We start from the raw sequence: 20,359 nt of genomic DNA, 5'->3' as shown, positions 1-20,359 counted from the left end.
ACGGCCTTCGCTGTCTGCAAAAGGGCCGCGGATGGGAAGCTAACAGGAACGCCCGTCTTCCCCCTCGGGTGTCTCGCCACTTTTGACGTCGCCATGTCCCGCACGTTGCCGGGACGAATCGGGCGCTCGCCGTATTTTCGCCACCGTCGCGTCGTATCGCGGCCGCATCGAAATCGCTTCGGGCACGCGGCGCGACGCGCCGGATGAATTCTTTATACCAACCTTCCGTTACCGTCGGAGCCCGGTGCGACCGAACGTGCCTGTGGGCGCCGTCCCTGCCGTCGGGTGTTCCGTGCGTGCAACTCGTTTGCTTCTCTTAAGACAGGGTGAGCAACCAGCCCCGGGCGCAAGTAAAATAACGGTTTATCGCTTGCCGCCTGCGCATTCCGCGTGGTTCCCGTTCCAGATGATCCCCCTTGGATAGCCATCGGGCGGATCAGGAACTTTATGGCCGTTGGGCCAACCTTCGCGTCAGCGTTGGGCAAATTATATTCAGAATGAAAGGGTTAGGCAAAATATCCCAGAATCAGGTCGCAAGTGACCAGGTTTCCTTCGTCGAAATCGACGACGGCGCCGCCGGTCAGCGGATCGACAATTTCCTGCTGCGCGTCTGCAAAGGCGTGCCGAAGAGCCACATTTATCGCATTCTGCGCAGCGGCGAGGTCCGTGTGAATAAGGGCCGGGTCGATGCGCAGTATCGGCTGGAGCTTGGCGATCTCGTGCGCGTGCCGCCCATCCGCATCGCCGAAAAAACCGCGCCCGAGTCCGCGCCGGTGCCGGCCGCCCATTTCAACATCCTCTTCGAGGACGAGGCGATGCTGGTGATCGACAAGCCGGCGGGCGTTGCCGTGCATGGCGGCAGCGGCGTGGCGTTCGGCGTGATCGAGCAATTGCGCGAGGCGCGTCCGCAGGCGAAGTTCCTCGAACTTGTCCACCGGCTCGACCGCGAAACCTCGGGCGTGCTGATGCTGGCGAAAAAACGCGCGGCGCTGGTCGGCCTGCACGAACAGATGCGCGACAACAAGACCGACAAGCGCTACTACGCCTGCGTACACGGCGAATGGGCGAGCGACTGGGGCCGCCGCCGCGCGGTCAAGGAGCCGCTTCACAAGTATCTGACCCCGGAAGGCGAGCGCCGTGTACGCGTGCAGCCGGACGGTCAGCCGTCGCACACGGTGTTCAATCTCGTGGAGCGCTGGCCTGAGTACGCGCTGCTCGAAGCCGAACTCAAGACCGGCCGCACCCACCAGATCCGCGTGCACCTGGCGCATCTGGGGCTGCCGATCGTCGGCGACGCCAAGTACGGCGATTTCGCGCTCAACAAGGCGCTGGCGCGCACCAGCGCGAAGCCGGGCGTCAAGCGCATGTTCCTGCACGCGCACCGGCTCAAGCTCACGCATCCGATCACGGGCGCGCCGCTGCAGTTCGAAGCGCCGCTGCCGCCGGAGCTGCGCCGTTTCGTCGACGAGCTGCGCGCGCAGCGCGATGCGGCGGGTGAGGACTACGCCACGCCGCATGCCGAATGAGGGTGGGAACACCCAGCGGCCGCATTGTGCAGCGAATGGGCACAATGCGGCCCGACGAACGCGCTTCACGCTTATTTGTACCGTTTATTTGTACCGATGACTTCAACCGGGATCACGCCGGACTCAAGAACAACAGTGTTTGGAGAAGGACCGTATGGCCCGAGAGCAATTTGACCTGATTGTGTTCGACTGGGACGGCACGTTGATGGATTCGACCGCCCACATCACGCGCAGCATCCAGGCCGCCTGCCGCGACCTTGGCCTGCCCGTGCCCGGCGACGAGGCCGCAAGCTACGTCATCGGCCTTGGTCTGCGCGAGGCGCTGCAGATTGCCGCACCCACGCTCGACCCGGCCGACTACCCGCGCCTTGTGGAGCGCTATCGCGTCCACTATCTGCTCAAGGACCAGCAGACCGAGCTGTTCAAGGGCGTGCGCGAAATGCTCACCGAGCTGCGCGACACAGGCTATCTGCTTGGCGTGGCGACCGGCAAGAGCCGCGTGGGCCTGAACCGCGCGCTCGCGGACGCTAACCTCACGAGCCTGTTCGACGGCACGCGCTGCGCCGACGAAACCTTTTCAAAGCCGCATCCGGCGATGCTGCACGAACTCACGCGCGAACTGGGGCAGGATCTGGCTCGCACCGTGATGATCGGCGACACCACGCACGACTTGCAGATGGCCGCGAACGCGGGCGCGGCTGGTGTGGGCGTGGGCTACGGTGCGCACTCGGCGGCGGCTCTGGAGGCGCTTGCGCCCCAATTCATCGCCGCCGATGTCGCAGACCTCGCGGCCTGGCTGCGGGAGCACGCATGAGCGAAATCCGCCAGGTGAGCGAGCAGGCAAGCGGCCATGCGCCCGTGCGTGTCTGCGCGGCGGCGGATCTGACCGACGGCGGCGCGGGTGTGCGCATGAACGCCACGTACGCTGGCGGCCCCGCCGTAGTATTTTTCGTGCGCTTCGGCGGCGAGGCCTACGGTTATCTGAACCGCTGCGCGCACGTGCCGATGGAGCTTGACTGGGTCGAAGGGCAGTTCTTCGAGTCGTCGGGGCTTTATCTGATGTGCGCCACGCACGGTGCGATCTACCAGCCCGAGACCGGCAAATGCGTGGGCGGACCTTGTCGTGGCGGGCGTTTGCGCCCGGTGCGCGTCGAGGAACGCGACACGCCCGATGGCCGTGCGGTATTCTGGCTGCCGGACGACGATCTGCTTCCGACCCCGACCTGACTTCCTTGCTGAGCCAACCACCTACGCATGTCAGATAACCCGACACCCGATTCGAACGAGCCGCCGCGCCCCATGCATTCGGGCAAGGTGGAAGCCGGCCATGGCGGCTGGGAGCGCGACGCGCTCGAACGCATCGCTATGGCCGCCATCACCGAGCAGCGTTCCGCGCGGCGCTGGAAGATCTTCTTCCGCTTTGCCTTCCTGGCCGTGCTGCTGCTGCTTGTGTGGGGCGTGTTCGACTTTTCAGGCGCGCGCGTCGAAGGCGGTGGCCGTCACACGGCGCTGGTTTCGCTCGACGGCGAGATTTCGTCGGATACGCCTGCCAACGCCGAAGACATCAACAGCGCCCTCGACAGCGCATTCGACGACGACGGCACGGCGGGGGTGATCCTGCACATCGACAGCCCGGGTGGCTCCCCCGTGCAGGCGGGCATCATCAACGACGAGATCCACCGGCTGCGCGCCAAGTATCCGGCCATCCCGCTCTACGTGGTGGTGGGCGACATGTGCGCATCGGGCGGCTATTACGTCGCCGCCGCGGCCGACAAGATCTACGTGAACAAGGCCAGCATCGTCGGCTCGATCGGCGTGCTGATGGACGGCTTCGGCTTCACGGGCCTGATGGACAAGCTCGGCGTCGAGCGCCGTCTGCGCACTTCGGGTGAAAACAAGGGCTTTTTCGACCCGTTCTCGCCCGATACGCCGAAGATGGACGCGCACGCGCAGGAAATGCTCGACCAGATTCACCAGCAGTTCATTGACGCCGTGAAGGCGGGCCGCGGCCAGCGCCTGAAGGATTCGCCCGATATCTTCTCGGGCCTGTTCTGGACTGGCCAGAAGAGCGTGGAACTGGGTCTCGCCGACGGTTACGGCGACACCGATTTCGTCGCGCGCGAAGTCATCAAGGCGCCGGACGTGGTGGACTACACCGTCAAGCAGGGCATTTCCGACCGCCTCGCCAAGCGTTTTGGCGCGAGCGTCGGTTCTGGGGCCATGCATTCGCTGATTTCGGGCGCGAAGCTGTCGCTGCGTTAATTCGCCGCACTGCTGTGTGAGCTTAAAAAATGGCCGCTGCGTTTTGCGCAGCGGCCATTTTCATTTCGACAGCGCGTTTGCTCAGACGGCGAGCAGCAGGAAGATCGCGGGTCGCTTGTGCAGATCCGGCGCAGGTTTCTTCTTCCAGTCCGAGACGGCGCGGCTCAGGATCGTTTCGGTCGGCAGCGTGAGATCGGCGGCCACGCACACGAGCGTCGAAGGCGCGCAGGTCGACAGCAGCGTATCGAGCATCGACTTGTTGCGGTACGGCGTCTCGATGAAGATCTGTGTCTGTTTTGCCTTGCGCGAAGTCTGTTCGAGTTCGCGCAGCTTCTTCGTGCGCTCGTTGGCGTCGACGGGCAGATAGCCGTGGAACGCGAAACTCTGGCCGTTCAGGCCGGAGGCCATCAGCGCCAGCAGGATCGAGCTGGGCCCGACCAGCGGCACCACCTTGATGCCGCGTTCGTGCGCGCGGCGCACCAGCAGCGCGCCGGGATCGGCCACGGCGGGCACGCCGGCTTCCGACACCAGCCCCGTGTCGATGCCGGCCAGCAGCGGGGCGAGCAGCTTGTCGACCGCGCCCGCGGGCGTGTTGACGTTCAGCTCGTTGATCTCGATTTCCTGGATTGGCCGCGTGGTGCCCACGCGCTTGAGGAACGCACGCGTGGTCTTGGCATTCTCGCCGATGTAGCTTGCCAGCGTCCCCGCGCGCTCGCGCACCGGCACGGGCAGGACATAAGCAAGTGCGGCTTCGTCGCCGTCGCCGAGCGTGTTCGGAATCAGATAGAGGGTGCCCGTGCTCACGATTGCGCCTCCAGCAGCGAATAGCCCGCGGCCAGCAACATGCGCGTGAGCGCGATGAGCGGCAGGCCGATCAGGGCGGTGGGGTCGTCGGATTCGATGGCTTCGAGCAGCGCGATGCCGAGTCCTTCGGACTTGGCGCTGCCCGCGCAGTCGTAGGGTTCTTCGGCGCGCAGATAGGCGTCGAGCGCCGTGTCTGGCAGATCGCGAAAGCGCACCTTCGTCACGACATCGACGCTATCCGTTTGGCCAGTCGACGTGTCGAGCAGGCTCAGGGCACTATGGAACAGCACTTCGCGGCCACGCATGGATTGCAGCTGTTCGAGCGCGCGCTCGTGCGTGCCCGGCTTGCCGATCTGGCGACCGTCGAAGGTGGCGACCTGGTCGGAGCCGATCACCAGTGTGCGGCCCGTACCGGCGGGCAGGGCGGCGGCGACTGCGCGCGCTTTCTCTTCGGCGAGGCGCAGCGCCGTCGCTTCGGGCGTTTCGCCCGCACGCGGAGTTTCGTCGATGGCGGGCACGGCGGTGCTGAACGGAATGCGCAGGCGTTCGAGCAGTTCACGGCGGTAGCGCGAACTGGACGCCAGGATCAGCGCGGGGCGACCCTGGGTTTGTACGGGCGAGGAATCTGGCAGCATGATCGGAAATTAAGCGGAATCTGGGCTGGAACACTTGAGCGGCGGTGGCCGGCAAGGCGCTAGAAACAGGGGCGGATTTCGCCGCACGATGTCAAAAAGCGCTCGCCTCATGGCTGGCCACATGGCGGCTTGCGGGCAGAAGCTTAAGTGTTTGACTCACAAAGATAAAGGCGATATGATTTTGGGCTTTTCATCGGTACGTTCACCTCGTGCGTCTGCCAGGGCAGGCAGGGGGCGGGAACGAAAACCCGGCGCGCGCAAAGTGTACGCGTATAGCAGGCAAATACAGCGAGCAAGTGCGCGACGTAGCCGATGTAGTGGGGATCAAGCGGAATCAAGCAGCAGGATCAGGCCGTTCACATCAACCGGCCTGCATCGCTTGCAGGTCACATGTCTGAAGCAGGAGAGCGCACATGACCGAACAGCTCAACCCACGCGATATCGATATTTTTGAATTCGCGCGCAGCGCCCGCGATGCAGCCGGCATGGTCCGGATCGCGCAGTTGCCGCGCATATTGAATGAAGTTCCGGCCGACGCACCCGATCGCGACACCGCGTTCACCTGGCAGGCCGAGGGCTTCACGCAGCCGGAATTGCAGGATGACGGCACCCATGCTCCGCAGCCGTATCTGCGGCTCGTGATCCACGGCGGCGCCTGGCTCACGTGTCAGCGGTGCCTCGCTCCCTATGAGCAGGCCTTCAATGCCGATGCGGTCTTCCGTATCGTCCAGACGGAAGAAGAGGCGGATGAGTTTCCGCTCGACGACGATGAAGTCGAAGTGATCGTAGGCTCGCGCCATTTCGATCTCGTCGACTTGATCGAAGAGGAGTTGTTGCTCGCCTTGCCGCTCGTGCCGAAGCACGAAGTCTGTCCGGAAATTCACGAAAGCCTCGCCTCGGGTCCCGATGGCGCGGACGGCGTGGATTCCGTAGACGACGTGCCGGAGCAGGAGATCGAGACGGAAGAGCGCATCAACCCTTTTGCGGCGCTCGAATCGCTCAAGAAGGACGGTCCCGGCAGCAAGCACTGAGCGTCAGTCATCTGACGTATCGGGCGGCCGCAGGGGCGCAGTATCAGATACGTGGGCCTGAGCCCGGAGTCCGGCCATCCCCCTGGGTGGCGGCGGCCGGATCGGGCTGTGTTAGAATTCGGAAAATTTTCAGGAGTTATCATGGCAGTTCAACAAAACAAGAAGTCGCCGTCGAAGCGCGGCATGCACCGCTCGCACGATTTCCTCACGGGCGCGCCGCTGGCCGTTGAGCCGAGCACGGGTGAAGTGCATCTGCGTCACCACATCAGCCCGAACGGCTACTACCGCGGCAAGAAAGTCGTCAAGACCAAGAACGACTAATCGTTCCAGCGTGCGGCGCGGCGGTTTCGGGTGCTCCCCGGGCTGTCCATCAGCGCCGCACATGGCGATTCCGTTCGCTTGACCATTGTTCGGCTCGGCAAAAAAGGCGGCATTCAACTGCCGCTTTTTTGTGCCTGAAATTCGTCGCATTCCATGACTGTTACGCTCACGATAGATTGCATGGGAGGCGACCACGGCCCGTCGGTGACGGTGCCCGCCGCAGTCCATTTCGTCCGTTCCCACCCCGACGCGCATCTGCAGCTCGTGGGCATCGAGACGGCGATCCGCGCCCAGCTCAAGAAGCTCAAGGCGCAGGACCTCCCCGCACTTTCCGTCGTTCCCGCCACCGAGGTCGTCGAAATGGACGATCCGGTCGAAGTCGCTCTTCGCAAGAAGAAAGACTCGTCCATGCGCGTCGCGCTCAATCGCGTGAAAGAGGGCGAGGCACAGGCGTGCGTGTCGGCTGGCAACACCGGCGCGCTGATGGCCGTGTCCCGCTATGTGCTCAAGACGCTGCCTGGCATCGAACGCCCGGCCATCGCCTTTGCGCTGCCCAATCCGCGCGGCTACACGACGATGCTCGACCTGGGCGCGAACGTCGATTGCGAACCGCAGCATCTGCTGCAGTTCGCCGAGATGGGCCATGCGCTCGTCGCCGCGCTCGAAGGCAAGGATCGCCCGACCATCGGGCTCCTGAATATCGGCGAAGAAGTCATCAAGGGCAACGAAACCATCAAGCGCGCGGGCGAGCTGCTGCGCGCCAGCACGCTGAACTTCCGCGGCAACGTCGAAGGCAACGACATCTATAAAGGTAGTGTCGACGTGATCGTCTGTGACGGCTTCGTCGGCAATGTCGCGCTCAAGACGTCGGAGGGCCTCGCACAGATGCTCAACGACATGATCAAGGAAGAGTTCGGCCGCTCGTGGTTCACGAAGCTGATGGCGATCGCCGCCTTGCCGGTGCTCATGCGCTTCAAGAAACGCGTCGATCACCGCCAGTACAACGGCGCGGCGCTGCTCGGCCTGAAAAGCCTCGTCATCAAGAGCCACGGCTCCGCTGACGCCTACGCGTTTGAGTGTGCGATCAATCGCGGGTATGATGCCGTCAAAAATGGCGTGCTGGAGCGTCTCACCCGCGCCATGGAAGACAACGCCGGCTCGATCGACCCGGCGCCCGGCAGCCTGAGCGCTGCCGCGTCGACTCCCGACAGCCCGGCCGCGAGCAGTGCATCAGGCGAGGCGGCAGACGCCGCCCAGCCCATCCCGCCCGCCGCGACACCCACCTCGAAGGCATCATCCTCGAAGGCATAATGGCTCAATCGACTCTCTATTCCCGCGTGCTCGGCACGGGCAGCTATCTTCCGCCGGAGCGCGTCACCAACCAGGATCTGGCTGAACGCCTCGCCGCCAAAGGCGTCGAGACGAGCGACGAGTGGATCGTCGCCCGCACGGGCATCCACGCGCGCCACTTCGCCGCGCCCGACGTCACCACGAGCGATCTCGCGCTTGCTGCATCGCAGCGCGCCATCGCTGCCGCCGATGTCGACCCGCAGTCCATCGATCTCATCATCGTCGCCACTTCGACGCCCGATTTCGTGTTTCCGAGCACCGCCTGCCTGCTGCAGAACAAGCTCGGCATCCGCAATCACGGCGCGGCGTTCGACGTGCAGGCCGTGTGCTCGGGCTTTGCATACGCCGTTTCGGTGGCCGACAGCCTGATTCGCAGCGGCCAGCACCGCACGGCGCTGGTGGTGGGCGCGGAAACCTTCTCGCGCATTCTCGATTTCAACGACCGCACGACCTGCGTGCTGTTCGGCGACGGCGCGGGCGCAATCGTGATGCAGGCTTCGGATCAGCCGGGCGTGCTCGCGAGCGCGCTGCACGCGGACGGCAGCTACGCGCACATCCTGTGCACGCCGGGCAATGTGAACGGCGGCGTGATCGCGGGCAACGCGTTCCTGCACATGGACGGCCAGGCGGTGTTCAAGCTTGCTGTCAACGTGCTGGAGAAGGTCGCGCACGAGGCGCTCGACAAGGCGCAGCTCACGGCCGACCAGATCGACTGGCTGATTCCGCACCAGGCCAACATCCGCATCATGCAGGGCACCTGCCGCAAGCTCGGCCTGCCTGCTGAGCGCATGGTGGTGACGGTGGGCGAACACGGCAACACCTCGGCGGCATCGATTCCGCTCGCTTTCGACGTCGCGGTGCGCGATGGCCGCATCAAGCGCGGCCAGAACGTGCTGATCGAAGGCGTGGGCGGCGGTTTCACCTGGGGCGCCTCCGTCATCCGCTACTGATTTCCGAACGGGCTTTCGCGCTCCCGCTGCGTTGGCCGCGCGCCCTTGCCTTTGAAGGCAGGTTGGCGCACAAGCGGCCCGCGGCGGTTCATCCGAGCGCATCGCTCATCCGTTTTGACCGAATTTTGAGGAAGCCATGAAATTCGCATTCGTTTTTCCGGGCCAGGGCTCGCAGGCCGTCGGCATGCTCGACGCCTTCGCCGATAACGCCATCGTGCGCGAAACGCTGCAGGAAGCGTCCGACGCGCTGGGTCAGGACATCGGCAAGCTGATCGCCGAAGGCCCGGCGGAAGAGCTCAATCTCACCACCAACACGCAGCCGGTCATGCTCACCGCCGCTTACGCCGTCTATCGCGCGTGGCAGCAGGCAGGCGGCCCGGCGCCTGCCATCGTCGCGGGCCATAGCCTGGGCGAATACACGGCGCTGGTCGCTGCGGGCGTGCTGGCGTTCCGCGACGCGGTGCCGCTCGTGCGTTTCCGCGCCCAGGCGATGCAGAATGCCGTGCCGGTCGGCGAGGGCGGCATGGCCGCCGTGCTGGGCCTGGACGACGACACCGTGCGCGCAGTGTGCGCCGAAGCCGCAGCCGCGAGCGGCGGCGTGGTCGAAGCCGTCAACTTCAACGCACCGGCACAGGTCGTGATCGCCGGCCACAAGGCCGCGGTCGAAAAGGCCTGCGAAGTCGCCAAGGAAAAGGGCGCCAAGCGCGCGCTGCCGCTGCCGGTTTCGGCGCCGTTCCATTCGTCGCTGCTCAAGCCGGCGTCGGACCAGCTGCGCGAATACCTCGCGAGCGTCACGCTGAACGTGCCGGTCATCCCGGTCGTCAACAACGTGGACGTGGCCTTCGAAACCGATCCCGCGAAGATCCGCGACGCGCTCGTGCGTCAGGCCGCCGGTCCGGTGCGCTGGGTCGAGTGTGTGAAGGCGATCGCCGCTCAAGGCGCGACGCACATGGTCGAATGCGGTCCGGGCAAGGTGCTCGCGGGCCTCACGAAGCGCATCGACGGCAATCTGGTCGGCGCTTCGGTGTTCGATCCGAAGTCGCTCGAAGAGACGCTCGCGCTTCTGCGCGCTTGATCTCAGCGCTTGATTCGCGCATAACCTGCAACGGATTCGAATGATGGAAAAGACTCTCGACAATCAAGCCGCGATCGTGACCGGCGCCTCGCGCGGTATCGGCCGTGCGATCGCACTCGAACTGGCGCGCCAGGGCGCGACGGTGATCGGTACGGCAACCAGCGAAGCGGGCGCGCAGGCCATTACGGCCGCTTTCGAAGCAGCGGGCGTGAAAGGCCGCGGCGCGGTCCTCAACGTCAACGACGCAGCTGCGGCAGAAGCGCTCATCGACGCGACGGTCAAGGAATTTGGCGCTCTTGCGATCCTCGTCAACAATGCGGGCATCACGCAGGACAACCTGGCGATGCGCATGAAGGACGACGAATGGGATTCGGTGATCGACACCAACCTGAAGTCGGTGTTCCGCCTCTCGCGCGCCGTGCTGCGCCCGATGATGAAGGCCCGTGCTGGCCGCATCATCAATATCACGTCGGTGGTCGGCTCGTCGGGTAACCCGGGCCAGGCCAACTACGCAGCGGCCAAGGCAGGCGTGGCGGGCATGACGCGCGCGCTTGCACGCGAGATCGGCAGCCGCGGCATCACGGTGAACTGCGTGGCGCCGGGCTTTATCGATACCGACATGACCAAGGATCTGCCCGCCGAGCAGCAGGCCGCGCTCAAGCAGCAGATTCCGCTGGGACGTCTGGGCAGCCCGGAGGACATCGCTCACGCGGTGGCCTTCCTGGCTTCGCCGCAGGCGGGCTATATCACGGGCACGACGATGCACGTGAACGGCGGCATGTATATGTCTTAACCGGATTCAGGTACTATCCGCGCCTTGAAGCGCTCGACGAAATGATTCGTTAGGCGCGAGCGCGGACAGCCGTTTCCGGAACCGCGGTGTGCTGCTTTTCTGCCAGGTCAAACCTGATAAAATGCGCGCACTCGCATTCATGAGCTAACTTTTTTCCCTTGGAGGGGTAATGGACAACATCGAACAGCGCGTCAAGAAGATCGTCGCCGAACAACTGGGCGTCGCCGAAGCTGAAATCAAGACCGAAGCTTCGTTCGTGAACGATCTGGGCGCAGACTCGCTCGACACCGTCGAACTGGTGATGGCCCTCGAAGACGAATTCGGCATGGAAATCCCGGACGAGGAAGCCGAGAAGATCACGACGGTCCAGCAAGCGATCGACTACGCTCGCGCGAACGTCAAGGCGTAATACGCCTTCTTCCTGTCGGGGCCAGACGCGCTTGCGCGTTATTGGCCCGCGAGGACGCTCGCCCGTGAAACCGCGTACGGCCACCGCACTCGTTGCGGGGCATCTGCCGGTCAACTAGCCACAGGGCTCACAGGAGCATTTCCTGTGGCCTCTGTGGCTTTTGTTTTTGTCATCTATGGAAAAGGGGTTACCCGTGAGCCGCCGTCGAGTTGTTGTTACAGGCCTGGGGCTGATTTCGCCTGTTGGCAATAATGTTGCCGACGGCTGGGCCAATCTGGTCGCCGGGAAGTCCGGCATCGCCAACATCACGAAGTTCGATGCGACGAACTTCTCGACCCGCTTTGCCGGGGAAGTGAAGGGCTTCAACGTCGAAGACTACATGCCCGCGAAAGAAGCGCGCCATATGGATACGTTTATCCATTTCGGCATCGCCGCCGGCATGCAGGCGCTCAAGGATAGCGGCCTCGAAGTCACCGACGCGAACGCGGAGCGCATCGGCGTGAACGTGGGCTCGGGCATCGGCGGTCTGCCGATGATCGAAGTCACGCAAACCGAACTGCTCAACCGCGGCCCGCGCCGTATTTCGCCGTTCTTCGTGCCGGCCTCGATCATCAACATGATCTCCGGCCACCTGTCGATCAAGTTCGGCCTGAAGGGCCCGAACCTGTCGATGGTCACGGCGTGTACGACCGGTCTGCACTGCATCGGCGAAGCGTCGCGTCTGATCGAATACGGCGACTGCGACGTGATGATCGCGGGTGGCGCGGAATCGACCGTGTCGCCGCTCGGTATCGGCGGTTTCGCGGCGGCGCGTGCGCTTTCGCAGCGCAACGACGATCCGGCAACGGCGAGCCGTCCGTGGGACAAGGACCGCGACGGTTTCGTGCTGGGCGAGGGCGCAGGCGTGATGGTGCTCGAAGAGTACGAACACGCGAAGGCGCGTGGCGCGAAGATCTACGCGGAAATCGGCGGCTACGGCATGAGCGGTGATGCATATCACATGACCGCTCCGCTGGAAGACGGCGACGGCGCACGCCGCTGCATGTTGGCGGCGATGAAGAACGCGGGCGTCAATGCCAACGAAGTGAACTGGCTCAGCGCCCATGGCACCTCGACGCCGCTCGGCGACCTGGCGGAAACCACCGCGATCAAGCGCGCGTTTGGCGACCACGCGAAGAACATCGTCGTGAACTCGACCAAGTCGATGACGGGTCACTTGCTGGGTGGCGCGGGCGGCCTGGAGTCGGTGTTCACGGTGCTGGCTGTGCACAACCAGATTTCTCCGCCGACGATCAACATCTTCAACCAGGACCCGGCTTGCGACCTGGACTACTGCGCGAACACCGCGCGGGACATGAAGATCGACGTCGCGCTGAAGAACTCGTTCGGCTTTGGTGGCACGAACGGCACGCTGGTCTTCAAGCGTCACGTCTAAGCCCTTATCGGCGCGAACGTGATCGCTTCGAGCGACACCGCGGCCGCGCCGGCGCAGCAGATCATGCTGTACTCGCCGGCCGGCCGCGACTCCCTTTCTGATACGCGGCGCACGCGTGCGCCGCGTATCGCCTTACGCCCGTCCTGGGCGCTTCAGGCAATTCTCCTGGCTGGAATTCTGATCGCCTCGCTGGCGTTCTATTCGACGCTCGCGCCATGGTTTGGCGTCTGGCGGGCGTTGCCGCTGGCACTCGCTCTGGGTGCCGCGGGTGGTCTCGCGTTTGCGGCCTGGCGCCGCGCGCAACCGGCTTTCATCGAGATTGGGATCGATCGCTTTGCGGCGTTTTCCCGCGCGGGAGCCTGTCTCGTGGATGGCCGCCTCAGCGGCGCCGCGCAATGGGGCGGGGCCTTGCTTTCGCTCGTTGTTGAGGCGGGCGGGCGACGCCGCAGTCTCCTGATTACCGCCGATTCGCTCGATGCCGAATCGTTTCGCCAGATTGCGGTCGCCGCGCGCAGCGCGTCCGGGCGCTGAAAAGCGCAGCGAATAACGCGAATTTCCTTCGCCTTTTTGTTCCTGTCTGCTTCCTGTTTCTGTCCGCCTCTTGCGCTTGGGCAGGGCGTCCCCATTTACTCTTGTTCCACCTCCAGCGGTCGGCTGTAAAGACTGTAACCGCTGTAACGCGCGTAACGTGGGGCCGTGGCGGTAACGCTACAATGAGGCCCCGCGTCCACTTCATGAGCTAACGGACTTTCAGGTGAGCGAAAAAGAAATTGACCAGGTGCTGGTCGAGCGCGTGCAAAAAGGTGACAAGGCCGCGTTCGAACTGCTGGTCTCCAAGTACCACCGCAAGATCATCCGCCTGATCTCGCGCCTCGTGCGGGACCCCGCAGAGGTCGAGGACGTGGCCCAGGACGCCTTTATCAAGGCGTACCGGGCGCTGCCGCAGTTCCGTGGCGAATCCGCTTTCTATACGTGGTTGTACCGTATTGCCGTCAATACGGCGAAGAACTACCTTGCGACCCAGGGAAGACGCGCCCCCACCTCGACGGAAGCCGATGCAGAAGAAGCTGAAACTTTCTCGGACGCCGATCAACTAAGGGATATCAACACGCCCGAGTCGATGTTGATGAGCAAGCAGATCGCCCAGACGGTCAATGCTGCAATGGCGGTTCTACCGGAAGAGCTGCGCACCGCCATTACTCTTCGGGAAATTGAAGGTTTGAGCTACGAGGAAATCGCTGAAATGATGGGTTGCCCGATCGGCACCGTCAGATCGCGAATTTTCCGCGCTCGCGAAGCCATTGCGGCAAAATTGCGTCCGTTGCTGGACACACCGGAAGGCAAGCGCTGGTAAAAAGCCACGCTCGCGCCGGGCATGGACGCAAGTCATTAGAGTGAGTGTGTCACTGCGGGGCTCTGTAAGAAAATGGGGAGCATCATGGGGTCGGTTTCGATGCAATCGGTGTCAAGCTCGCACGGCGAGCGTCTGTCCGCCTTCGTCGACGGCGAATTCGTCGCAGGAACGGCAACTGAAGCGGACGCGCAGGCGCATCTGAACGCTATTTTTTCCGGATTCGACGACGAGGACCGCAAGGCCTGGTCGGCGTATCACCTGATCGGCGACGCGCTGCGCTCGGACGACCTGGCGATGAGCCCGGCCGCGAGCCAGTCGTTCATGGCCGGTTTTGCCGCGCGCTTCGAGGCGGAGCCGCATGTGCTGGCGCCTGCCGCCGTCGCGGCGGGCATTGCTGCGAGCACACATAACGGCCGCGTCGCGCGTATCCTGTCGCTGCGCCACCGTGTCGTGCCGTCGCTGGCCATTGCCGCCGCGGCCGCCACGCTGACGTGGATCGTCGTGCCGCAGATGCGCGGTGTCGGCATGGCCGGCGGCTCGCAGATCGCCGCGCTCCAGCCCGCCGGCGACAACGTCCAGCGCGTGGCCATGAACACCTTGCCCGTGCAGACGGCCGCTGTGCAGGATGGCAACATCATCCGCGACGCGCGCCTGGACGCTTATCTCGAAGCACATCAGCAGTTCGCGCAGCAGCCGGTCATGTCGGATTCGATGCCGCTGATCCGCTCTGCCGCCCTTACCACGCAAGGCCAGTGAGTCTGATGCAGACATTGCGGTTGAATAACAATACATTCTGGGGGCGGTTGCCGGCATTGCTGTGCTGTGCAGCCGTAATGTTCACCGCTCTGTCTGCCGCCCCGCGCGCGCATGCACAAGGCGCGTCGGCGGTTTCCATTGCGGATCCAGCCACGCGCCAGAGCGCCGCGCAGTGGCTCGACCGCATCCAGCAGGCCGCCCAGCAGCAGAATTACATCGGCACCTTCGTCTATCAGCGCGGCAATTACGTGCAGTCGTCGCGCATCACGCATTACGCGACGAAGAGCGACGGCGAGTTCGAGCAACTCGAAAGCCTCGACGGCAAGCCGCGCAAGATGCTGCGTCACAACGACGATCTCTACACCTTCGTGCCGGAGCGCAAGCTCTGCGTCGTCGAAAAACGCCAGAACAAGGACGCGTTCCCGGCGCTGCTCGCCACGAGCGGCGACCAGGTGCTGTCCGTCTACGACCCGAAGATGCTCGGCACCGACCGCGTGGCCGGCATCGACAGCCAGGTCATCGAACTCGATCCCAAGGACGCTTACCGTTTTGCCTACAAGCTGTGGGCGGATGCGAAGACGGGCCTGCTGCTGCGTTCGCAGACGCTCGATCCGTCGAATGGCCAGGTGCTCCAGCAGTTGTCATTTACGCAGGTGAGTATCGGCGTGCCGGTGGACAAGGCGCCGATCGCGGCTGGCATGCGTAACACCGCCGGCTGGACCGTGGTGCGCCCGCCGCTGCAGGGCGTCGATATGGAAGCGCAGGGCTGGACCTTCGGTCAGGGCGCGCCGGGCTTCGTCAAGATCCGTGAACTGCGCCGCCCGATGGCCGCGCGCGACGCCAACGAGCCGCCCATCCCGGTCGATCAGGCGGTGTTCTCGGATGGCCTGTCTGCCGTGTCGGTGTTCGTGGAGCCGGTCGAGCACAACAGCCGCAAAGAAGGCGCTGGCAGCAATGGCGCGACCCATGTGCTGGTGAAGCGCAGCGGCGACTACTGGATCACCTTGCTCGGCGAAGTGCCCCAGGCCACGTTGCAGCAATTCGCGTCTGCCATAGAATACAAGGCTCCCAAGTAACTCCTTCGGCCGAATACGATATGACGATCCTCCCGCTGCGCAAATTCTTCGCGGCCGCGGTGGTGGCGGTGTGCCTGCCGTTCGCCCCGCACGTGGCATCGGCGGCGCCTGCCGCCAATTTGCCGGACTTCACCGATCTCGTCGACAAGGTGGGTCCGTCGGTGGTCAATATCCGCACCACCACGCGCGTGACGCTTTCGCAGAGCGGCGGCTTGCCGCCCGGGATGGACAACGGCGACATGTCGGAATTCTTCCGTCGTTTCTTTGGCATTCCGCTGCCGCAAGGTCCCAGTCAAGGGCAGGGGCAAGGCGGTGGCCAGTCGCCGCGCGGCGGCCAGGGCGGTGGTCAGGGAAGCCAGGGCGGCCAGAGCGGTCAGGATTCGGGCCCGGACGGCGGCAGCGACAGCGAACAGAACACCGGCGTCGGCTCGGGCTTCATCATGACGAGCGACGGCTACGTGATGACCAACGCCCACGTCGTGGACGACGCGGACAGCATCTACGTCACGCTCACCGACAAGCGCGAATTCAAGGCCAAACTGATCGGCGTCGACGACCGCACGGACGTCGCGGTGGTCAAGATCCAGGCGAACAATCTGCCGGCCGTGAACGTCGGCGATTCGAACAAGGTGCGCGTGGGCGAGTGGGTTGTGGCGATCGGCTCGCCGTTCGGCCTCGAAAACACCGTGACCGCAGGCATCGTCAGCGCCAAGGGGCGCGACACCGGCGACTATCTGCCCTTCATCCAGACCGATGTGGCCGTCAATCCCGGCAACTCGGGCGGCCCGCTCATCAACATGCAGGGCGAAGTGATCGGCATCAACTCGCAGATCTATAGCCGCACGGGCGGCTTCATGGGCATCTCGTTCGCGATTCCGATCGACGAGGCGATGCGCGTGGCGGATCAGCTCAAGACGACCGGCAAGGTCACGCGCGGCCGGATTGCCGTGGCGATCGGCGAGGTGACCAAGGATGTGGCCGATTCGCTCGGTCTGCCCAAGGCGCAGGGCGCGCTGGTGTCGAGCGTCGAGCCGGGCGGCCCGGCCGAAAAGGCCGGCATCCAACCGGGCGACATCATTCTGAAGTTCAACGGCCAGTCCGTGGACACCGCGACCGATCTGCCGCGCATGGTGGGCGACACCAAGCCGGGCACCAAGGCGACCGTGACGGTCTGGCGCAAGGGCCAGACGCGCGATCTGCCGATCACGATCGCGGAAATGCAGGCGGACAAGGGCGCGAAGACCGACCAGAAGAAGGCGCCGGAGCCCAAGCCGCGGCCGTCGAACGCGCTGGGCCTGTCGGTGACGGACATTCCGGCCGACCAGCTGGGCCAGCTCAAGATCAAGGGCGGCGTGGTGGTCGATTCGGTGGATGGGCCTGCCGCGCGTGCCGGTCTGCAAAAGGGCGACATCATCCTGCGCGTGGGCGACACCGATATCACCAATGCGAAGCAGTTCCAGGACGTTACTTCGCACCTGGATACGCAGAAGATGGTCGCTATTCTCGTGCGCCGGGGCGACAATACGCAGTTCGTGCCGATCCGCCCGCGTGGGCCGGCGCAGAAGTAATCAAACGCCAGCGACAAACGAGCAATCCATGCCCAATACGCCGATGCGCACCTCGACCGCCACCCAGCCTCGCGCGGTGGCGCGCGCGAGTGCGCATCTGGTGCTGTACGGTCGGGCATGGTGCCATCTGTGCGAAAACATGCGCGAAGCGCTCGAACCGCTTGCAGTGGCGGCCGGCGCGCGTCTTGACGTGATCGATGTCGATTCGGACCCCGAACTCGTCGCGCGTTATGACGAACTCGTGCCGGTGCTGGTATGTGACGGTATCGAACTCTGCCGATACCGGTTGGACGAGGCGCGCGTGCGCGCCACGCTGGGACTGAGCGCCGACGCGCCTTACGTGCCGAAAAAGCCGCCGAGCGGAACCTGACGAGGCCCTTTATCCCCCGTCAATTTAGCCACCAGGGTGCAACCTTGGCACGACACCTGCAGGACTTCACCGCAGGGTTCGCCCTTGACACCCCTTTTCGGCTAAAATAGTTCGGTTTTTCATCTGTTTACGAGGCGTGCCCAGCTATCGTTGGGGCGCGCCTTTTTCGCTTGATCGGTACTGAATGGATCATATTCGTAACTTCTCGATCATTGCGCACATCGACCATGGCAAGTCGACGCTCGCCGATCGCATCATCCAGCTGTGCGGTGGCCTGTCCGACCGCGAAATGGAATCGCAGGTGCTCGACTCGATGGATCTCGAGCGCGAGCGCGGCATCACCATCAAGGCGCAGACCGCAGCCCTCTCATACAAGGCACGCGACGGCAAGGTCTACAACCTGAACCTGATCGACACGCCGGGGCACGTTGACTTCTCGTATGAAGTCAGCCGCTCGCTGTCGGCCTGTGAAGGCGCGCTGCTCGTCGTCGACGCCAGTCAGGGCGTCGAGGCGCAGACCGTGGCGAACTGCTACACGGCGATCGAGCTCGGCGTGGAAGTGGTGCCGGTGCTCAACAAGATCGACCTGCCCGCTGCGAACCCCGAGAACGCCATCGCCGAAATCGAAGACGTGATCGGCATCGACGCGACCGACGCCACGCACTGCAGTGCGAAGACCGGCCTCGGCGTGGAAGACGTGCTCGAATCGCTCATCGCCAAGGTGCCGCCGCCCAAGGGCGATCCGGAAGCGCCGTTGCAGGCGCTCATCATCGACTCGTGGTTCGACAACTACGTCGGCGTGGTCATGCTCGTGCGTATCGTCAACGGCACGCTGCGTCCGAAGGACAAGATCAAGCTGATGGCCACCGGCGCGCAGTATCCGGTCGAGCACGTCGGCGTGTTCTCGCCGAAGTCGCGCGATCTGGAATCGCTGTCGGCGGGGCAGGTAGGCTTCATCATCGCGGGCATCAAGGAACTCGCCGCCACCAAGGTGGGCGACACCGTGACGCTCGTGAACCGGCCGGCGGCCGAGCCGCTGCCGGGCTTCAAGGAAGTGAAGCCGCAGGTGTTCGCGGGTCTCTATCCGGTCGAGGCGAACCAGTACGACGCGCTGCGCGAGTCGCTCGAAAAGCTCAAGCTCAACGACGCCTCGCTGCAGTACGAGCCGGAAGTGTCGCAAGCGCTGGGCTTTGGCTTCCGCTGCGGCTTCCTGGGTCTCCTGCACATGGAAATCGTGCAGGAGCGTCTGGAGCGCGAGTTCGACATGGACCTCATCACCACGGCTCCTACCGTGGTGTACGAAGTCGTGCAGGCGGACGGCACGCTGATCAAGGTCGAGAACCCGGCGAAGATGCCGGAGCCTTCGAAGATCGGCGAAATCCGCGAGCCTATCGTCACGGTGAACCTGTACATGCCGCAGGACTACGTGGGTTCGGTGATCACGCTCTGTACGCAGAAGCGCGGTAGCCAGATCAACATGCAGTATCACGGCCGTCAGGTGCAGCTCACGTACGAAATCCCGATGGCGGAAATCGTGCTGGACTTCTTCGATCGCCTGAAGTCGGTGTCGCGCGGCTACGCGTCGATGGACTACGAGTTCAAGGAATACCGCACCTCGGACGTCGTGAAGGTCGACATGCTGATCAACGCCGAGAAGGTCGATGCGCTGTCCATCATCGTGCACCGTTCGCAGTCACAGTATCGCGGCCGTGAAGTGGCGGCGAAGATGCGCGAGATCATTCCGCGCCAGATGTACGACGTGGCGATTCAGGCCGCGATCGGCGCGCATATCATTGCGCGTGAGAACATCAAGGCGCTGCGCAAGAACGTGCTGGCCAAGTGCTACGGCGGCGACATCTCGCGTAAGAAGAAGCTCCTCGAGAAGCAGAAGGAAGGCAAGAAGCGCATGAAGCAGGTTGGCTCCGTGGAAATTCCGCAGGAGGCCTTCCTTGCGATTCTGCGTGTCGAAGACAAATAAGCCCGAACAACGGACCACTACATGAATTTTGCGCTGATCCTTTTTGTGCTCGTCATCTTGACGGGCATCGCGTGGGTTGCAGACAAGCTGGTTTTCATGCCGCGCCGGCGCCTCGCCGCCGATGCGGCCGTTGCCGAGTTCGACCGGCAGCAGCAACGCGTAGGCGAGCGTTTCGCCGACGAGAATGCGCCCGTCACGCGTCAGAACCTGCGTAACGAAAAGCTGCGCCAACCGTGGTGGCTCGAGTACACGGCAAGCTTCTTCCCGGTCATCCTGGTCGTGTTCCTCGTGCGCTCGTTCGTGGTGGAGCCGTTCAAGATTCCGTCGGGCTCGATGGTGCCGACGCTGCTGGTGGGCGACTTCATCCTCGTGAACAAGTTCGACTACGGCATCCGCCTGCCGATCACCAACACGAAGATCACGCAGGGCCGTCCGCTCGAGCGTGGCGACGTGGTGGTGTTCCGCTATCCGAAGGACGAGTCGGTCGATTACATCAAGCGTGTGATTGGCCTGCCGGGCGACGTAGTTGCGTATCAGGACAAGCAGCTCACGATCAACGGCACGCCGGTGCCTGAAACGCCGCAAGCCGACTTCTTCGACGAAGAGCGCATCGGTTACGCGAAGCAGTTCACCGAAGACCTCGGCAACGGCCGCAAGAACAACATC

General features: G+C 63.9%; 23 protein-coding genes. 20 read left to right on the top strand and 3 right to left on the bottom strand.

Features of this window, described 5'->3' with window-relative positions; translation table 11 throughout:
• Positions 1-506: 506 nt before the first annotated feature.
• Positions 507-635: a hypothetical protein gene (locus VG320_RS08425; RefSeq protein WP_327199670.1), complete on the bottom strand. Its 129-nt coding sequence runs from the start codon at positions 633-635 to the stop codon at positions 507-509.
• On the opposite strand from VG320_RS08425, the gene VG320_RS08420 reads away from it, so the two are divergent.
• From VG320_RS08420 to VG320_RS08405, 4 genes are all read left to right on the top strand, one after another.
• Positions 588-1,526 (top strand): RluA family pseudouridine synthase, encoded by a 939-nt coding sequence (locus VG320_RS08420; RefSeq protein WP_327199668.1) that lies wholly within the window; start codon positions 588-590, stop codon positions 1,524-1,526. The genes VG320_RS08425 and VG320_RS08420 overlap by 48 nt on opposite strands.
• Positions 1,527-1,680: 154 nt before the next feature.
• Positions 1,681-2,340 carry an HAD-IA family hydrolase gene (locus tag VG320_RS08415; RefSeq protein ID WP_327199661.1) on the top strand — a complete coding sequence of 220 codons (660 nt, stop codon included), beginning with the start codon at positions 1,681-1,683 and terminating at the stop codon, positions 2,338-2,340.
• Positions 2,337-2,753, top strand: a complete 417-nt coding sequence (locus VG320_RS08410) for a Rieske (2Fe-2S) protein (protein WP_327199660.1) — start codon at positions 2,337-2,339, stop codon at positions 2,751-2,753. Before VG320_RS08415 ends, VG320_RS08410 begins: the two co-directional genes overlap by 4 nt.
• A 27-nt stretch (positions 2,754-2,780) precedes the next feature.
• Complete coding sequence (locus tag VG320_RS08405; protein ID WP_327199659.1) at positions 2,781-3,788, top strand: S49 family peptidase; 1,008 nt, start codon at positions 2,781-2,783, stop codon at positions 3,786-3,788.
• 81 nt (positions 3,789-3,869) lie between these two features.
• Here VG320_RS08405 and VG320_RS08400 read toward each other — a convergent pair whose 3' ends face one another.
• On the bottom strand, positions 3,870-4,592 hold the full coding sequence (locus VG320_RS08400) for an SAM-dependent methyltransferase (RefSeq protein WP_327199658.1): 723 nt from the start codon (positions 4,590-4,592) through the stop codon (positions 3,870-3,872).
• Positions 4,589-5,227: a Maf-like protein gene (locus VG320_RS08395; RefSeq protein ID WP_327199657.1), complete on the bottom strand. Its 639-nt coding sequence runs from the start codon at positions 5,225-5,227 to the stop codon at positions 4,589-4,591. The genes VG320_RS08400 and VG320_RS08395 overlap by 4 nt, the downstream gene beginning before the upstream one ends.
• A 413-nt stretch (positions 5,228-5,640) precedes the next feature.
• Between VG320_RS08395 and VG320_RS08390 the strand changes: the two genes are divergently transcribed.
• From VG320_RS08390 to lepB, 16 genes are all read left to right on the top strand, one after another.
• Complete coding sequence (locus tag VG320_RS08390) at positions 5,641-6,258, top strand: DUF177 domain-containing protein (protein WP_327199656.1); 618 nt, start codon at positions 5,641-5,643, stop codon at positions 6,256-6,258.
• A gap of 141 nt (positions 6,259-6,399) precedes the next feature.
• Positions 6,400-6,579 carry a 50S ribosomal protein L32 gene (gene rpmF / locus VG320_RS08385; RefSeq protein ID WP_018441573.1) on the top strand — a complete coding sequence of 60 codons (180 nt, stop codon included), beginning with the start codon at positions 6,400-6,402 and terminating at the stop codon, positions 6,577-6,579.
• A gap of 153 nt (positions 6,580-6,732) precedes the next feature.
• Complete coding sequence (gene plsX, locus VG320_RS08380) at positions 6,733-7,890, top strand: phosphate acyltransferase PlsX (RefSeq protein WP_414695997.1); 1,158 nt, start codon at positions 6,733-6,735, stop codon at positions 7,888-7,890.
• Positions 7,890-8,879: a beta-ketoacyl-ACP synthase III gene (locus VG320_RS08375; protein WP_327199655.1), complete on the top strand. Its 990-nt coding sequence runs from the start codon at positions 7,890-7,892 to the stop codon at positions 8,877-8,879. The genes plsX and VG320_RS08375 overlap by 1 nt, the downstream gene beginning before the upstream one ends.
• Positions 8,880-9,015: 136 nt before the next feature.
• A complete protein-coding gene (gene fabD, locus VG320_RS08370; protein WP_327199654.1) occupies positions 9,016-9,954 on the top strand; it encodes an ACP S-malonyltransferase in 939 nt (312 codons plus the stop codon).
• Positions 9,955-9,997: 43 nt separating this feature from the next.
• Entirely contained in the window at positions 9,998-10,747 is a 750-nt protein-coding gene (gene fabG, locus VG320_RS08365; RefSeq protein ID WP_327199653.1) for a 3-oxoacyl-ACP reductase FabG, read from the top strand.
• A 169-nt stretch (positions 10,748-10,916) separates the two neighbouring features.
• Positions 10,917-11,156: an acyl carrier protein gene (acpP, locus tag VG320_RS08360; protein ID WP_014897657.1), complete on the top strand. Its 240-nt coding sequence runs from the start codon at positions 10,917-10,919 to the stop codon at positions 11,154-11,156.
• A 193-nt stretch (positions 11,157-11,349) separates the two neighbouring features.
• Entirely contained in the window at positions 11,350-12,591 is a 1,242-nt protein-coding gene (gene fabF, locus VG320_RS08355) for a beta-ketoacyl-ACP synthase II (protein WP_327199652.1), read from the top strand.
• A gap of 18 nt (positions 12,592-12,609) precedes the next feature.
• Positions 12,610-13,122, top strand: coding sequence for a protein YgfX (locus tag VG320_RS08350; protein ID WP_327199651.1), 513 nt, complete (start codon positions 12,610-12,612; stop codon positions 13,120-13,122).
• 223 nt (positions 13,123-13,345) lie between these two features.
• Positions 13,346-13,945: an RNA polymerase sigma factor RpoE gene (gene rpoE, locus VG320_RS08345; RefSeq protein ID WP_027795258.1), complete on the top strand. Its 600-nt coding sequence runs from the start codon at positions 13,346-13,348 to the stop codon at positions 13,943-13,945.
• 84 nt (positions 13,946-14,029) lie between these two features.
• Positions 14,030-14,701, top strand: coding sequence for a sigma-E factor negative regulatory protein (locus VG320_RS08340; RefSeq protein WP_327199650.1), 672 nt, complete (start codon positions 14,030-14,032; stop codon positions 14,699-14,701).
• A gap of 5 nt (positions 14,702-14,706) precedes the next feature.
• Positions 14,707-15,777, top strand: a complete 1,071-nt coding sequence (locus tag VG320_RS08335; protein ID WP_327199649.1) for a MucB/RseB C-terminal domain-containing protein — start codon at positions 14,707-14,709, stop codon at positions 15,775-15,777.
• 20 nt (positions 15,778-15,797) lie between these two features.
• Positions 15,798-17,345: a DegQ family serine endoprotease gene (locus VG320_RS08330; protein ID WP_327199648.1), complete on the top strand. Its 1,548-nt coding sequence runs from the start codon at positions 15,798-15,800 to the stop codon at positions 17,343-17,345.
• 43 nt (positions 17,346-17,388) lie between these two features.
• Positions 17,389-17,715: a glutaredoxin family protein gene (locus VG320_RS08325; protein ID WP_327199667.1), complete on the top strand. Its 327-nt coding sequence runs from the start codon at positions 17,389-17,391 to the stop codon at positions 17,713-17,715.
• Between the two features lie 184 nt (positions 17,716-17,899).
• Positions 17,900-19,693, top strand: a complete 1,794-nt coding sequence (gene lepA, locus VG320_RS08320; protein WP_327199647.1) for a translation elongation factor 4 — start codon at positions 17,900-17,902, stop codon at positions 19,691-19,693.
• A 21-nt stretch (positions 19,694-19,714) separates the two neighbouring features.
• A partial coding sequence (lepB, locus tag VG320_RS08315; RefSeq protein WP_327199646.1) for a signal peptidase I occupies positions 19,715-20,359 on the top strand: 645 nt, incomplete at its 3' end.

Origin of the sequence: Paraburkholderia sp. (assembly GCF_035948235.1) — a bacterium.
GTDB lineage: Bacteria > Pseudomonadota > Gammaproteobacteria > Burkholderiales > Burkholderiaceae > Paraburkholderia.
Note: the sequence above shows the minus strand (reverse complement) of the source record. Positions and strands in the feature narration are given on the sequence as shown.

Excerpts from the sequence above, each read along its gene's own strand:
- VG320_RS08415 (WP_327199661.1), top strand. The coding sequence starts at position 1,681 with ATGGCCCGAGAGCAATTTGACCTGATTGTGTTCGACTGGGACGGCACG.
- VG320_RS08410 (WP_327199660.1), top strand. The coding sequence starts at position 2,337 with ATGAGCGAAATCCGCCAGGTGAGCGAGCAGGCAAGCGGCCATGCGCCC.
- VG320_RS08405 (WP_327199659.1), top strand. The coding sequence starts at position 2,781 with ATGTCAGATAACCCGACACCCGATTCGAACGAGCCGCCGCGCCCCATG.
- VG320_RS08395 (WP_327199657.1), bottom strand. The coding sequence starts at position 5,227 with ATGCTGCCAGATTCCTCGCCCGTACAAACCCAGGGTCGCCCCGCGCTG.
- VG320_RS08390 (WP_327199656.1), top strand. The coding sequence starts at position 5,641 with ATGACCGAACAGCTCAACCCACGCGATATCGATATTTTTGAATTCGCG.
- rpmF (WP_018441573.1), top strand. The coding sequence starts at position 6,400 with ATGGCAGTTCAACAAAACAAGAAGTCGCCGTCGAAGCGCGGCATGCAC.
- plsX (WP_414695997.1), top strand. The coding sequence starts at position 6,733 with ATGACTGTTACGCTCACGATAGATTGCATGGGAGGCGACCACGGCCCG.
- VG320_RS08375 (WP_327199655.1), top strand. The coding sequence starts at position 7,890 with ATGGCTCAATCGACTCTCTATTCCCGCGTGCTCGGCACGGGCAGCTAT.
- fabD (WP_327199654.1), top strand. The coding sequence starts at position 9,016 with ATGAAATTCGCATTCGTTTTTCCGGGCCAGGGCTCGCAGGCCGTCGGC.
- fabG (WP_327199653.1), top strand. The coding sequence starts at position 9,998 with ATGGAAAAGACTCTCGACAATCAAGCCGCGATCGTGACCGGCGCCTCG.
- acpP (WP_014897657.1), top strand. The coding sequence starts at position 10,917 with ATGGACAACATCGAACAGCGCGTCAAGAAGATCGTCGCCGAACAACTG.
- VG320_RS08340 (WP_327199650.1), top strand. The coding sequence starts at position 14,030 with ATGGGGTCGGTTTCGATGCAATCGGTGTCAAGCTCGCACGGCGAGCGT.
- VG320_RS08335 (WP_327199649.1), top strand. The coding sequence starts at position 14,707 with ATGCAGACATTGCGGTTGAATAACAATACATTCTGGGGGCGGTTGCCG.
- VG320_RS08330 (WP_327199648.1), top strand. The coding sequence starts at position 15,798 with ATGACGATCCTCCCGCTGCGCAAATTCTTCGCGGCCGCGGTGGTGGCG.
- VG320_RS08325 (WP_327199667.1), top strand. The coding sequence starts at position 17,389 with ATGCGCACCTCGACCGCCACCCAGCCTCGCGCGGTGGCGCGCGCGAGT.
- lepA (WP_327199647.1), top strand. The coding sequence starts at position 17,900 with ATGGATCATATTCGTAACTTCTCGATCATTGCGCACATCGACCATGGC.